15 protein-coding genes are annotated in these 12,256 nt (G+C 57.3%); 10 read left to right on the top strand and 5 right to left on the bottom strand.

What is annotated here, in order from left to right:
• Positions 1–82: 82 nt before the first annotated feature.
• Both NH461_RS02370 and ruvX read left to right on the top strand, forming a co-directional pair.
• Positions 83–652 carry a YqgE/AlgH family protein gene (locus NH461_RS02370; RefSeq protein ID WP_261601732.1) on the top strand — a complete coding sequence of 190 codons (570 nt, stop codon included), beginning with the start codon at positions 83–85 and terminating at the stop codon, positions 650–652.
• Complete coding sequence (gene ruvX / locus NH461_RS02365; protein ID WP_261601731.1) at positions 649–1,077, top strand: Holliday junction resolvase RuvX; 429 nt, start codon at positions 649–651, stop codon at positions 1,075–1,077. The genes NH461_RS02370 and ruvX overlap by 4 nt, the downstream gene beginning before the upstream one ends.
• A gap of 364 nt (positions 1,078–1,441) precedes the next feature.
• On the opposite strand, the gene NH461_RS02360 is transcribed toward ruvX, so the two are convergent.
• Together NH461_RS02360 and NH461_RS02355 are read right to left on the bottom strand one after the other, a co-directional pair.
• A complete protein-coding gene (locus NH461_RS02360) occupies positions 1,442–2,548 on the bottom strand; it encodes a PilT/PilU family type 4a pilus ATPase (protein ID WP_261601730.1) in 1,107 nt (368 codons plus the stop codon).
• A 25-nt stretch (positions 2,549–2,573) separates the two neighbouring features.
• Positions 2,574–3,605, bottom strand: a complete 1,032-nt coding sequence (locus NH461_RS02355) for a type IV pilus twitching motility protein PilT (RefSeq protein ID WP_261601729.1) — start codon at positions 3,603–3,605, stop codon at positions 2,574–2,576.
• A gap of 23 nt (positions 3,606–3,628) precedes the next feature.
• Here NH461_RS02355 and NH461_RS02350 point away from each other — a divergent pair, with 23 nt between their 5' ends.
• The 7 genes from NH461_RS02350 (at position 3,629) to hemW (ending at position 8,579) form a co-directional block, all read left to right on the top strand.
• Positions 3,629–4,342, top strand: a complete 714-nt coding sequence (locus tag NH461_RS02350; protein WP_261601728.1) for a YggS family pyridoxal phosphate-dependent enzyme — start codon at positions 3,629–3,631, stop codon at positions 4,340–4,342.
• 28 nt (positions 4,343–4,370) lie between these two features.
• Positions 4,371–5,189, top strand: a complete 819-nt coding sequence (gene proC / locus NH461_RS02345; protein ID WP_261601727.1) for a pyrroline-5-carboxylate reductase — start codon at positions 4,371–4,373, stop codon at positions 5,187–5,189.
• A 9-nt stretch (positions 5,190–5,198) separates the two neighbouring features.
• On the top strand, positions 5,199–5,756 hold the full coding sequence (locus NH461_RS02340; protein ID WP_261601726.1) for a YggT family protein: 558 nt from the start codon (positions 5,199–5,201) through the stop codon (positions 5,754–5,756).
• A complete protein-coding gene (gene yggU / locus NH461_RS02335; RefSeq protein ID WP_261601725.1) occupies positions 5,753–6,049 on the top strand; it encodes a DUF167 family protein YggU in 297 nt (98 codons plus the stop codon). The genes NH461_RS02340 and yggU overlap by 4 nt, the downstream gene beginning before the upstream one ends.
• Before the next feature lie 221 nt (positions 6,050–6,270).
• On the top strand, positions 6,271–6,696 hold the full coding sequence (locus tag NH461_RS02330) for a DUF4426 domain-containing protein (RefSeq protein ID WP_261601724.1): 426 nt from the start codon (positions 6,271–6,273) through the stop codon (positions 6,694–6,696).
• 132 nt (positions 6,697–6,828) lie between these two features.
• A complete protein-coding gene (locus tag NH461_RS02325) occupies positions 6,829–7,422 on the top strand; it encodes an XTP/dITP diphosphatase (RefSeq protein ID WP_261601723.1) in 594 nt (197 codons plus the stop codon).
• Positions 7,422–8,579, top strand: a complete 1,158-nt coding sequence (gene hemW, locus NH461_RS02320; RefSeq protein WP_261601722.1) for a radical SAM family heme chaperone HemW — start codon at positions 7,422–7,424, stop codon at positions 8,577–8,579. Before NH461_RS02325 ends, hemW begins: the two co-directional genes overlap by 1 nt.
• Positions 8,580–8,634: 55 nt before the next feature.
• On the opposite strand, the gene NH461_RS02315 is transcribed toward hemW, so the two are convergent.
• The 3 genes from NH461_RS02315 to trmB all read right to left on the bottom strand — a co-directional run bounded on the left by NH461_RS02315 (position 8,635) and on the right by trmB (position 10,951).
• Positions 8,635–9,147 carry a YggN family protein gene (locus NH461_RS02315; protein WP_261601721.1) on the bottom strand — a complete coding sequence of 171 codons (513 nt, stop codon included), beginning with the start codon at positions 9,145–9,147 and terminating at the stop codon, positions 8,635–8,637.
• Positions 9,148–9,193: 46 nt separating this feature from the next.
• Positions 9,194–10,114, bottom strand: coding sequence for a glutaminase B (gene glsB / locus NH461_RS02310; RefSeq protein ID WP_261601720.1), 921 nt, complete (start codon positions 10,112–10,114; stop codon positions 9,194–9,196).
• Between the two features lie 99 nt (positions 10,115–10,213).
• Positions 10,214–10,951, bottom strand: a complete 738-nt coding sequence (trmB, locus tag NH461_RS02305; protein ID WP_261601719.1) for a tRNA (guanosine(46)-N7)-methyltransferase TrmB — start codon at positions 10,949–10,951, stop codon at positions 10,214–10,216.
• A gap of 189 nt (positions 10,952–11,140) precedes the next feature.
• On the opposite strand from trmB, the gene mutY reads away from it, so the two are divergent.
• The gene (gene mutY / locus NH461_RS02300; RefSeq protein WP_261601718.1) at positions 11,141–12,166 is read left to right on the top strand and encodes an A/G-specific adenine glycosylase; all 1,026 of its coding nucleotides are present in this window, start codon (positions 11,141–11,143) and stop codon (positions 12,164–12,166) included.
• The last annotated feature ends 90 nt before the right edge of the window (positions 12,167–12,256 follow it).

Below are 12,256 nucleotides of genomic sequence, written 5' to 3'. Positions count from 1 at the left end.
CGCTGAACTTTTCCATTCCATACCATTTCCGGCGATTAGTCGGCATACTGTAAGTAACAGGATAGGTTGTAAGGGCACACTCATGAATCTGACGAATCATTTTCTGGTCGCCATGCCCAGCATGCAGGATCCGAACTTCAAAGGAAGCGTCGTCTATATCTGCGAGCACAATGAAGAAGGGGCGATGGGGCTGGTGATCAATCTGCCGATTGATATTTCCGTCGGCAACATGCTGGATCAAATTGACGTCGAGCGCGATTTACCGCTGAAAAACCCGGCCAGCCTGGAGCAACCTGTGTTTAACGGCGGACCGGTCTCCGGTGATCGGGGCTTTGTGTTGCACCTGCATCAGCAGGATGAGGACTTCAGCTCCAGCATCGATATTACCGAGCAACTCTCCGTCACCACATCCAAAGATATCTTGGCGTTGCTGGGCACCAGCAAAGCACCGGAAAAATTTCTGGTCGCCCTCGGCTATGCCGGCTGGAATGCCGGACAGCTTGAGCAGGAGCTGGCCGAAAACACCTGGCTGACCACGGAAGCCGATCCGGAGGTGGTCTTTAATACCCCAATCAGTGAGCGCTGGGGCAAAGCTGTCGCACAACTCGGCATCAACGCCGCTCACCTTTCAACACAAGCAGGACATGCATGAGCCATTCACGCAGCGTATTAGCATTTGATTACGGCACCACCAGTATTGGCGTTGCCATCGGCCAGGAGCTGACCGGCACCGCGACCCCGCTGGCCGCCCTGAAAGCCAGAGATGGGATCCCGAGCTGGGAAGCCATCGAGAAACTGTTAAAGGAATGGCAACCGGATTTGGTGGTGGTTGGCCTGCCGCTGGATCTCCACGGCGGTGAACTCGAAGCCATTACCCCGCGCGCCAAAAAGTTTGCCAACCGCCTGCACGGCCGTTTCGGCTGCCCGGTCGAGCTGCATGATGAGCGCCTCAGCACCGCAGAGGCCCGGGCCGATTTATTTGATCGGGGCGGCTACCGCAACCTGAGCAAAGGCAATATCGACTCCCAGTCCGCCGTGGTGATCCTCGAAAGCTGGTTTGAACAACAATACGGCTGATGAACCGTCAGCGCCGTCACCAGAGGCGAGCCGGCCGCCAAGGGCCAAACATCCCAATCGCTCGCCTCTGACCCTTACTCGCCACCCTGTACAGCTTTTCCCGTCAATAACAGCAAAAAGGCCCCGGATTTCAAGAACACTTGCCACGCGATCCGGCGATCCCGGAAGATCCGGGGTCTGATCAGCATGTACAGCTTTTGGACTTCTGGAACCCAAAAGCTCATCAAGCTGCACCGCTTGATTTCACCACAAGGTTAACTTCTTTTTTATCAATGAGTTGTGAACATTGAACAGTAAAAAAAGATTTAGGGTCATCCTAACCCTAAAGCTTTTGTCTGGTGATAGGAAAATTGAAAAAGACGCGCTATCGCATATCAATGGTCACGCCATCAAGCGCGTTTTTGGCCTGCTGGGTCTTGCTGCCGACTTTGATCATCAGACGTAAATCATTGGCCGAATCGGCATGGTGCAGCGCGTCCTGCTCGGTAATTTTGCCCTGGCTAAACAGCTCGAACAGCGACTGATCAAAGGTCATCATGCCCGACTCGGTCGATTTCGCCATCGCTTCCTTTATCTCGTGCAGCTCGCCGCGACGGATCAAATCGGCGATCCGCGGCGTATTGAGCAACAACTCGAACGCACCGTGACGCCCGATCCCCTTGGCATCCGGGATCAACTGCTGGGCCAGAATACATTTCAGGTTCAGGGACAAATCAAACAGGAACTGCTCCCGTCGCTCTTTCGGCACTAAGTGTAGGATCCGCTCCAGCGCCTGATTGGCGTTGTTGGCATGCAGGGTCGCCATGCACAGGTGGCCGGTTTCGGCGAAGTTCATCGCGTACTCCATGGTCTCCGGTGTCCGGATCTCACCGATCAGGATCATATCCGGCGCCTGGCGCAAGGAATTTTTCAACGCGACATCGTAGCTTTCGGTATCCAGCCCGACTTCGCGCTGGGTGACGATGCAACGCTTGTGCTTATGCACGAACTCAATCGGATCTTCCACCGTCAGAATATGACCGCTGCGGTTGTTGTTGCGATAGCCGGTCAGCGCTGCCATGGTGGTCGATTTGCCCGAGCCGGTGGCCCCGACCACCAGCACCAGCCCTCGCTTGGCCAGGGCCATCTTTTGCATGTCCATCGGCAGATTGAGCGCATGCAGATCCGGGATCTCCGTTTCAATCCGGCGGATCACCATCCCCGGCATTTCCCGCTGCCAGAAGGCACTGATCCGAAAGCGCAGCTCTCCCCGCACCAGGGCAAAGTTCGCCTCCTTGGTGGCCGTAAACTCCTGCTGCTGCTGATCGTCCATCGCATCATCAAATAACCCATCCACCGCCCGGCGATCGAGCACGTCGCCGACCGGATGCAAATGACCGTCAACCCGAAGCAGGCCCGGCGAGTCCACCGTAATATAGAGATCCGAGGCTTTGCAGCGCACCATCTCTTCAAGGATCTGCTGTAATGTCATGCTGTTCCCTTTCCTCTCCGTTCCGTTACAACTGGCCGCTGTCGACAATCCGGCGCCCTTCCTCGGCATCGACAATCCCCTGGGCCACCAGCATCTTGACGCTCTGCTCCATGGTCTGCATCCCCAGCGCAGAGCCGGTCTGGATCATCGAGTACATCTGCGCCACCTTATCTTCCCGGATCAGGTTGCGGATCGCCGGGGTTGCCATCATCACTTCATGGGCCGCCACCCGCCCGCCGGTGACACACTTGAGCAGGTTCTGCGATACCACCGCCCGCAGCGACTCCGACAGCATCGAGCGCACCATCGCCTTATCATTGCCCGGGAACACATCAATGATCCGGTCAATGGTTTTCGCCGCCGAGCTGGTATGCAGCGTCCCCAGCACCAGGTGGCCGGTTTCAGCCGCCGTCAGCGCCAGGCTGATGGTTTCCTGATCGCGCAGCTCACCGACCACAATCACATCCGGATCTTCCCGCAGCGCCGAGCGCAATGCCTGGTGGAAGCTGTGGGTATCGCGATGAACCTCGCGCTGGTTCACCAGGCAACGTTTGCCGTGATGGACAAATTCCACCGGATCTTCAATGGTCAGAATATGACGGTTAAAATTTTCATTGATGTAATCGACCAGCGCTGCGATCGTGGTCGATTTCCCCGAGCCCGTCGCACCGGTCACCAGAACCAGGCCGCGCTGGCACTGGGCAATGCGATAAAAGATGTCAGGGACATTGAGTGAGCTCAAGGACGGCACCTGGACCGGAATGGTCCGGAACACCGCCGCGCAGCCGCGCGACTGGTGAAAGGCGTTGACCCGGAAGCGGCCGACCTGCGGCAGCTCGAACGAGAAGTCCACTTCCAGCTTCTCTTCAAACTCCCGGCGTTGGGCGTCGGTCATAATATCAAACACCAACCGGTGCACTTCCCCATGCTCCAGTTCCGGCAGGCTGAGCTTTCTGACATCGCCATCCACCCGAATCATCGGCGGCACTCCGGCAGAAAGGTGCAGATCGGAGGCATTATGCTTTACACTAAAGTCCAGTAGTTCGGTGATATCCATTAATTTTTCCTACAGAATCAATTATGAGTAGTATCAAACAAAACATTGAACAGGTCATCTCTGAGATAACAGCGGCCTCTGAAAAATGCGGCCGGACCGCGAATTCCGTCCAGTTGCTGGCCGTCAGTAAAACCAAGCCGATTGCCGCTATCGACGAGGCCATCGCCGCAGGGCAGCTCGCTTTTGGTGAAAACTATGTGCAGGAAGGCGTCGACAAAATTCAGCATTTTGCCGATCATCCACAAGCAGCGCAGCTGAGCTGGCATTTCATCGGCCCGATCCAGTCCAACAAAACCCGCCCGATTGCCGAGCATTTCGATTGGGTCCACTCCGTCGATCGGCTCAAGATCGCCCGCCGACTCAGCGAGCAGCGACCGGCGCACCTGCCGCCGCTCAATGTCTTACTGCAGGTCAACACCAGCGGCGAAGCCAGTAAATCCGGGATCCGTTTTGACGAGCTGGCGGCCCTGGCCGATGACATCGCCGCGCTGCCCAACTTGGTGCTGCGCGGGTTAATGTCGATCCCACAAAAAGCAGAAGATTATGACAGCCAGCTCTCGGCCTTTCGCGCCCTGGCCGACGCACAGCAAAAATTACAGGCCAAACACCCGCAGCTCGATACCCTGTCGATGGGAATGAGTGGCGATATGGAAGCGGCCATCGCCGCCGGCAGTACCATCGTCCGGATCGGCACCGCTATTTTCGGGGCGCGTGATTACAGCAACGCCCAAGCGTAAATATTCAGGATTTAACTAAGGATTAGACATGGAACAACGTTCAATCGCCTTCATCGGGGCCGGAAATATGGCCCGCTCCATCATCGCCGGTCTGGTTCACAGCGGCTACGCGCCGGACAAAATCACCGCCACGGCCCCCAGCCCGGCCCGTCGGGAGCCGCTGGCCCGTGATTACGGGATCCACACCACCGATGATAACCTCCGGGCTACCGAGCAGGCGGATGTGATCGTCCTGGCCGTCAAACCACAACTGATGGCAGAGGTCTGCCGTCCGCTCCAGGCGATTAACTTTGCCGGCAAGCTGGTGATCTCGATTGCCGCCGGGATCTCCGCCCAGCGCTTCAACGAGATGCTCAATACCGAGCTGACGCTGGTTCGGGTGATGCCAAACACCCCATCGCTGCTCGGTAAAGGGATGAGCGGCATGTACGCCCCGGCGACGGTCCCAGCGGCTGACAAACAGTTTGCCGAGGATTTGATGAAAGCCGTCGGCGAAGTCTGCTGGGTTGAAGAAGAATCCGGGATTAATGGCGTGATTGCCGCAGCCGGCAGTGCGCCTGCCTACTTCTTCCTGTTTATGGAAGCGATGCAAGCCGAAGCGATCCGCCAGGGATTTGATCCGCAGACCGCCCGCCAGCTGGTCCAGCAGGCCGCCAACGGTGCCGCGGCGATGGTCGTCGCCAACCCGGACACCGAGCTGTCGACCCTGCGCGAGCAGGTCACTTCGAAAGGCGGAACCACTGCAGAAGCCCTGCGCACGTTTAACGAACATCAACTTGGTGATATCGTAGCAAAAGCAATGCGTGCAGCCATCGCCCGCGCTGAAGAAATGGAAAAATTATTTTAAGGTTACGTTATGAATTCACTCGGTTTTTTGGTCAACACCCTGTTTGATCTCTACATCATGGTTGTGCTGCTACGGATCTGGCTCCAGTGGGCCCGGGCCGACTTCTATAACCCGTTCTCCCAGTTTGTCGTCAAAGCCACCCAACCTGTGGTGGGCCCGCTGCGCCGGGTGATCCCGTCAATCGGCTCGCTCGATCTGGCAACGCTGGTGTTTGCCTATGTGCTGAGTATTGCAAAATTCATCACCCTGCAACTGGTCCTGACCGGCGGCGCATTGGCTTTCAGCCCTGATTTCCTCTGGGTCGGCGGCCTGTCGATGCTCAAAGCGGCCGGTGGCCTGCTGTTCTGGGTGCTGCTGCTGCGTGCCATCCTGAGCTGGGTCAGCCAGGGCCGCAGTCCGGTTGAATACGTGATGCACCAGTTGACCGAGCCGATGACTGCGCCGATCCGTCGCTTTATCCCGGCGATGGGCGGCCTGGATCTGAGCGTTCTGGTGCTGTTCATCGGCCTGCAGTTTGCCAACTTCCTGATGGGCGATCTGATCGGTCCGATCTGGCACCAGCTATGAGTCAGCATGCGGTTTCCCGGGACGGTGAGGATCTGATCCTCCGGCTCTACATCCAGCCCAAGGCCAGCCGCGACCAGCTGGTTGGCCTGCATGGCGACGAACTCAAAGTCGCCATCACCGCCCCGCCGGTGGACGGGAAAGCCAACGCGCACCTGACCAAATACCTGGCCAAACAGTTCAAAGTAGCCAAGGGCCAGGTGGCGATCGAAAAAGGAGAGCTGGGACGCCACAAACAGGTCCGCATCGAATCCCCGCGCGAGATCCCAACCGTAATTGAAACCCTGATCCACTAATTCCCCGGCCGGGCAGCTGCGTCCGGCCGCGCTTCCACCGCGATGAACATCTCCCTTTTCAATCCGATTTAAAACAAGCATTTAAAAATCCGCTACACTGGCAGCACTTTGCCACGGCGATGGAATACCCCCCGACATTCCTTGTGGTGAATCACCCAAAACTGACCGACAATAATGCTATCGGGTTGCCAAAAGCCCTAATTTCTCTTGGAGATATCACAATGAAATGGTTATTCAGCCTCGCTTTGCTCTTGTTGACGGCCCTGCCGGCACAAGCCGAACAAGTGACCAAAATCGGTGATCTGGAAGTGCACTATTCAAGCTTTCCATCGACCTTCCTGACCCCGGAGATTGCTAATGCCTACCGGATCCAGCGCAGCCGCTACTCGGCCGTGGTCAATATCACGGTGCTCGATACCGCCCAGGCGGATAAACCGGCAATCACCGCCACCGTGTCCGGCGAGGCCAAAAACCTGCTGGGCACCATCCGCACTCTCTCGTTCCGTGAAATTCGCGAAGGCGATGCCATTTACTATATTGCCGAACTCAGCCACGCCAATGAAGAAAGCTTCACCTTTACCATTGATGTGTTCCAGGGCGGCAACAGCGGCCAGATCGCCTTCAAACAGACCTTCTTCGTCGATTAACAACCGGTTAAGGAGCCAGCCGGCTCCTGCCATTTCCCCCCGCTCCGCTGCACGCCGATGGCAGGCTGGTGACACGGTACAATTGGGTTTATCATAGCGCCCCACGACGATACAGACGCTGCGAGGATAGCGATGAGCAAACTAGTACTGGCCACGGGAAACCAGGGCAAAGTAAAAGAGATGGCAAGCCTGTTGGCCGATTTCGGCTTCGATGTGGTTGCCCAGAGTGACTACCAGGTTTCTTCAGTGGCCGAAACCGGCACCACCTTTATCGAAAACGCCATTATCAAAGCTCGTCATGCCGCGAAAGAAACCGGCCTGCCGGCGATTGCCGACGACTCGGGCCTGGAGGTCGACTTTCTTCAAGGCGCACCGGGGATCTATTCCGCGCGCTTTGCCGGTGAGAATGCTTCCGATCTGGATAACCTCAACAAACTGCTGGCCGAAATGGACGGAGTTCCGGAAGCCGAGCGTACCGCCCGCTTCCACTGCGTGCTGGTAATGATGCGCCATGAAAACGACCCAACTCCGCTGGTTTGCCACGGCACCTGGGAAGGCCGCATCCTGACCGAGGCGCACGGCGAAAACGGCTTCGGCTATGATCCGGTGTTCTGGGTGCCGGAAGACCAATGTGCCTCTGCCGAACTTGAGCCGGCGCGCAAGAAGCAACTGTCGCACCGCGGCAAGGCGCTGCAACAACTGTTCGCCGCCCTGAAGGACGCCTGATGCTAGTCCCGCCCCCCCTGAGCCTGTACGTCCACATTCCGTGGTGCGTGCAGAAATGCCCGTATTGCGATTTCAACTCGCACGCGCTCAAAGCAGATATCCCGGAGCTGGACTACATTGATGCCCTGCTCGATGATCTGGACACCGATCTGGCCGCATACCGGCTGGCCAACGGCAACCGGCCGCTCCACTCCATCTTTATTGGCGGCGGGACGCCAAGCCTGATCTCCCCGGAAGAGATCGGCCGCCTGCTGCGCGAAATCCAGGTTCGGATCCCGTTTGCCGACAATATTGAAATCACCATGGAAGCCAACCCGGGCACGGTGGAAGCCGATCGGTTCAAAGCTTACCGGGCAGTCGGGGTGAACCGGATCTCAATCGGGATCCAGAGCTTCCAGGACGACAAACTCAAGCGCCTGGGCCGGATCCACGGCAGCCGTGAAGCCGTGCGCGCCGCGCAGCTGGCACAGGAAGCGGGTCTGAACAGCTTTAACCTCGACCTGATGCACGGGCTGCCGGATCAGTCGATTGACGATGCGCTGTCTGATCTCAAGCAGGCCATTGCGCTGGATCCGCCGCACCTGTCGTGGTACCAGCTGACCATCGAGCCGAACACTCTGTTCTACTCCAAGCCGCCAACGCTGCCGGATGATGATGATCTGTGGGATATTTTCGAGCAGGGCCACCAACTGCTGCGTGAAGCCGGCTATGTCCAGTATGAGATCTCCGGCTACAGCAAGCCCGGCGTGCGGTGCCGCCATAACCTCAACTACTGGCGCTTCGGCGATTATTTAGGCATTGGCTGCGGTGCCCACGGCAAGATCAGCTTTGCCGACGGCACCATCACCCGAACAGTCAAGGTGAAGCACCCGCGCGGCTATCTCAACCCGCAAAAGCCCTATCTGGATCAGCAAACCCAGGTAGCAAACAACGAGCGGCCGTTTGAGTTCTTCATGAACCGTTTCCGCCTGCTGGAAGCCTGTCCGAAACAGGACTTTGTCGAGCGGACCGGCTTACCGCTCAGCGCGATTGACGCCTCAATCCATTGGGCGCTGGCCCAGAACTATCTGGCCGATCGAGGCGATGAATGGCAGATCACCGAGCACGGTAAACTCTTCCTCAACGATCTGCTGGCCGCATTCGTCGACGAAGACTAAACAACCTACCCTGCCACAACAAAAGAACGCCTGATGCACCGCATCAGGCGTTCTTTTAGGGTTCGCTCTGTGACCTCTGCGACACCAGGCTGACGCTCTGCCAGTGCTTCAGGGCCGGGATCTGGCGCTGGATCGCCAGCTCTTTGGCCCGGCGTATCACCAGATGCTGACACAGTCGGTCATCTACCCGCTGCGAGTGGGACAAGACATAGGGAAGTTCTTGCTGCATGAATTGATGGTAGTCAGACAGCACGTCCATCTGCTGGGCGCTCAGCCGGACTTTATGCACGTCGTAATAGAGCTGGCCGTCGGACTCAACCTTAAAACGATCCCCGGCCATCGCCAGGGTTAAGGTACCGTCCTGCAGGCTCACCGAATTGAGCCACTGCGGCTGGCAAGGCTGAGTCTGATCTTCCGCTTGAATTTGAATTTGAGACTGGTTTTGCGCTGTTGCTTGAGTGGGTAAACACAGCGCTGCGATGAAACAGAAAGCCAGCGCATTGCGCCCTGGCCTCTTCCTCTCCAGCGTGTCACGCCGGTTACAACCGAACCAGTCACAACCAAACATAGGCATCCCCTTCAATCAAAAGCGATGCCCTGCCTCATCGCTTGGCTTAGAAAATCGAGCGGCCGATCCGCTCGGCCAGCAGCTCCAACGCGGCGGTCCCGGCCAGGGAGTTGCCGGACGGATCCAGCTCCGGTGACCACACGGCAATGGTCATTTCCCCCGGCACCACGGCAATGATCCCGCCACCGACGCCGGATTTACCCGGCATCCCGACCCGGTAGGCAAACTCACCGGCACCGTCATACAGGCCGCAGGTCGCCAGCAGGGCATTGATCTGCTTACTCTGAGTCTGGCTGATGATCGATTTTTTTGCGCCCAAAGGAAGCCCTTTATTGGCCAGGTAACTGAAGGTCCGCGCCAGATCGACACAGCTCATTTTCAGCGCACAGTAGCTAAAGTAGTTGGTCAGCACCGGCATCACCTCATTTTCGAAATTGCCGAACGAGCGCATCAGGTAGGCAATCGAGGCATTACGATCGCTGTGCTGCATTTCCGAGTTGGCGACGTCTTTGTCATAAACAACATGCAGGGCGCCCGACAGTTCGCGCACCAGCTCCAGCATCCGGTACTGCGGTGCCGACAGGCGGCTGTGCAGCAGGTCCGACACCACCAGGGCACCGGCATTGATAAACGGGTTACGCGGAATGCCGTTTTCCAGCTCCAGCTGGATCATCGAGTTGAACGCATGGCCGGATGGCTCTTTGCCGACCCGCTGCCAGATTTCCTGTGGCTCATACAGGGTCATGGCCAGGGTCAGGCTCAACACCTTGGAGATCGACTGAATCGAGAAGCCTTCTTCGCTATCACCGGCCTGGATGATTTCGCCATCGTTATAGCACACGGCAATCCCCAGCTTGTCGGCCGGGACATTGGCCAGCGCCGGGATATAATCCGCGACCTTGCCCTGACCAATCAACGGCCGGACTTCATCCAGAATGTCATTGAGCAATGCTTCTGTCGGCTTCATTCATGTTCTCCAAGGGTAAAAAAGCCAACACGAGGCTGGCTTTCTGGATTCTGATTGATAACGGCCGGCGCGGACATCCGCCCGGCCTGAAAAGGGGGATTACTCAGTTCGTGCGAACTTCATATCCCAGACGCCGTGGCCCAGACGGTGGCCGCGCGCTTCAAACTTGGTCAACGGACGCTCGTCCGGACGCGGGATATAATCGCCGTCAGTGGCGGTGTTCTCATAACCCGGTGCGGCATTCATCACTTCCACCATGTGCTCGGCGTAATTTTCCCAGTCCGTCGCCATGTGGAAGATACCACCGATTTTCAGCTTCTTGCGCACCATTTCCACAAATTCAGGCTGAACAATACGGCGTTTGTGGTGACGCGCTTTGTGCCATGGGTCCGGGAAGAACAGCTGTACTGTGTCCAGGCTGCCGTCCGGGATCATGTAATCAAACACTTCAACCGCATCGTGACACATCACGCGCAGGTTGGTCAGCTCGGCCTCTTCGGCGCCCATCAGACAAGCACCAACGCCCGGGCTGTGAACTTCAATCCCGATGAAGTTTTTCTCCGGGGCATTTTTCGCCATTTCAACCAGAGAAGCACCCATACCAAAGCCGATTTCCAGCACCACCGGCGCTTCACGATGAAAGACTTCCTTCCAGTCCAGCATCTGTTGAGCAAAGTCGATCCCCATCGCCGGCCAATTGTTCTCCATGGCCGCTTCCTGGCCTTTGGTCAAACGACCTTCGCGACGAACAAAGCTGCGAATTTTACGGATTAGCTTACCGTCTTCGTTAAATTCAGACAGGGTGACTTCGCCAGAGGCTTTAGAAACTTCGCTCATCGTATTACCTAAACTAGAAAAGAATAAAAACTAAGCGTCGGCATTATCCAAAGATACGCGCCGAGTGCAAGTCTATCGTTTGCGACCGCCCTCAGATTATGGTGCAATCAGCAGCAAAAATGATAACCAACATCATCATGGCACGCTCCCAGGCGGCCCGTAAAGTGAGCAATTCAAAGAAGTATATTTATGATGCACCCGCCTTTGACACCGACCAGCTTTCAACAACGACTCATCACCTGGCAGCGGACCCACGGCCGCCACGATCTCCCCTGGCAGCAGGACCCGACCCCGTATCGGGTGCTAGTGTCTGAAATTATGCTCCAGCAAACCCAGGTCGCCACGGTGATCCCCTACTTCGAGCGCTGGATGGCCAGTTTCCCGACCATTGAGGCCCTGGCAACCGCCACGGAAGATGAAGTGATGAATCACTGGCAGGGCCTGGGTTATTACTCCCGGGCCCGCAATCTGCGTAAAGCGGCCCTGTACATTACCGAAGAATGCGGCGGTCAGTTTCCGGATCAGCTTGAGAGCCTGCTGAAAATCCCGGGCGTCGGCCGCTATACCGCCGGGGCCATTGCCTCCTTTGCTTACAACGCCTATGGCCCAATTGTCGATGGCAACGTCAAGCGCCTGTTCTGCCGCTTTTTCGGCATCGAGGGCGTACCGGGCACGACCCAGGTCGATAAAACCCTCTGGCACCTGGCCGAAACCTTTACCCCAACGGAAAACAACCGGGCCTTTGCCCAGGGGCTGCTCGATATGGGCGCGACGGTCTGCAAGCCGAAAAATCCGATCTGTGATGACTGCAGTTTCCAGCCGGAGTGCATCGCCTATCAGAGCAACCGGGTCGATCAGCTGCCGACCCCGAAGCCGAAGAAAACCATCCCGACCCGGGCCGGACAGTTTCTGTGGATTGAATCCGATGGCAAACTACTGCTGGAAAAACGGGCCGACAATGGGATTTGGGGCGCCCTCTGGTGCCTGCCGCAAATTCACCTCGAGCCCGAACAGCTCGGTGATCATGTCCGGCTCAAAGGCAGCTTTAAGCACACCTTTACCCACTATAAGCTCGATGCCAAAGTCTGGCACGTCGACCGCTTAGGCGAACAAACGGACAACCAGCAATGGTTTCCGTTCGAAGCCTGCGATGAACTGGGTCTGCCGACCCCAATCCGCAAGTTCCTGACCCGCAATACGCCGTCAAGAACATAGTCGCCAACCCCGACATCTTGGGCTCAGTCCATGACTGGGCCCGGCGAACGCACATCCGTTCATGGCTCGGCGCCCCGCCCCGGGGAAATC

This window comes from Photobacterium sp. TY1-4 (assembly GCF_025398175.1).
Taxonomy (GTDB): Bacteria; Pseudomonadota; Gammaproteobacteria; order Enterobacterales; family Vibrionaceae; genus Photobacterium.
The sequence above is the reverse complement of the archived record's forward strand: the minus strand, read 5'-3'. Positions and strand labels throughout refer to the sequence as shown.

What these genes read in the sequence shown, in the direction of transcription:
- NH461_RS02370 (WP_261601732.1), top strand. Translation starts at nt 83, where the DNA reads ATGAATCTGACGAATCATTTTCTGGTCGCCATGCCCAGCATGCAGGAT.
- ruvX (WP_261601731.1), top strand. Translation starts at nt 649, where the DNA reads ATGAGCCATTCACGCAGCGTATTAGCATTTGATTACGGCACCACCAGT.
- NH461_RS02360 (WP_261601730.1), bottom strand. Translation starts at nt 2,548, where the DNA reads ATGACATTACAGCAGATCCTTGAAGAGATGGTGCGCTGCAAAGCCTCG.
- NH461_RS02355 (WP_261601729.1), bottom strand. Translation starts at nt 3,605, where the DNA reads ATGGATATCACCGAACTACTGGACTTTAGTGTAAAGCATAATGCCTCC.
- NH461_RS02350 (WP_261601728.1), top strand. Translation starts at nt 3,629, where the DNA reads ATGAGTAGTATCAAACAAAACATTGAACAGGTCATCTCTGAGATAACA.
- proC (WP_261601727.1), top strand. Translation starts at nt 4,371, where the DNA reads ATGGAACAACGTTCAATCGCCTTCATCGGGGCCGGAAATATGGCCCGC.
- NH461_RS02340 (WP_261601726.1), top strand. Translation starts at nt 5,199, where the DNA reads ATGAATTCACTCGGTTTTTTGGTCAACACCCTGTTTGATCTCTACATC.
- yggU (WP_261601725.1), top strand. Translation starts at nt 5,753, where the DNA reads ATGAGTCAGCATGCGGTTTCCCGGGACGGTGAGGATCTGATCCTCCGG.
- NH461_RS02330 (WP_261601724.1), top strand. Translation starts at nt 6,271, where the DNA reads ATGAAATGGTTATTCAGCCTCGCTTTGCTCTTGTTGACGGCCCTGCCG.
- NH461_RS02325 (WP_261601723.1), top strand. Translation starts at nt 6,829, where the DNA reads ATGAGCAAACTAGTACTGGCCACGGGAAACCAGGGCAAAGTAAAAGAG.
- hemW (WP_261601722.1), top strand. Translation starts at nt 7,422, where the DNA reads ATGCTAGTCCCGCCCCCCCTGAGCCTGTACGTCCACATTCCGTGGTGC.
- NH461_RS02315 (WP_261601721.1), bottom strand. Translation starts at nt 9,147, where the DNA reads ATGTTTGGTTGTGACTGGTTCGGTTGTAACCGGCGTGACACGCTGGAG.
- glsB (WP_261601720.1), bottom strand. Translation starts at nt 10,114, where the DNA reads ATGAAGCCGACAGAAGCATTGCTCAATGACATTCTGGATGAAGTCCGG.
- trmB (WP_261601719.1), bottom strand. Translation starts at nt 10,951, where the DNA reads ATGAGCGAAGTTTCTAAAGCCTCTGGCGAAGTCACCCTGTCTGAATTT.
- mutY (WP_261601718.1), top strand. Translation starts at nt 11,141, where the DNA reads ATGATGCACCCGCCTTTGACACCGACCAGCTTTCAACAACGACTCATC.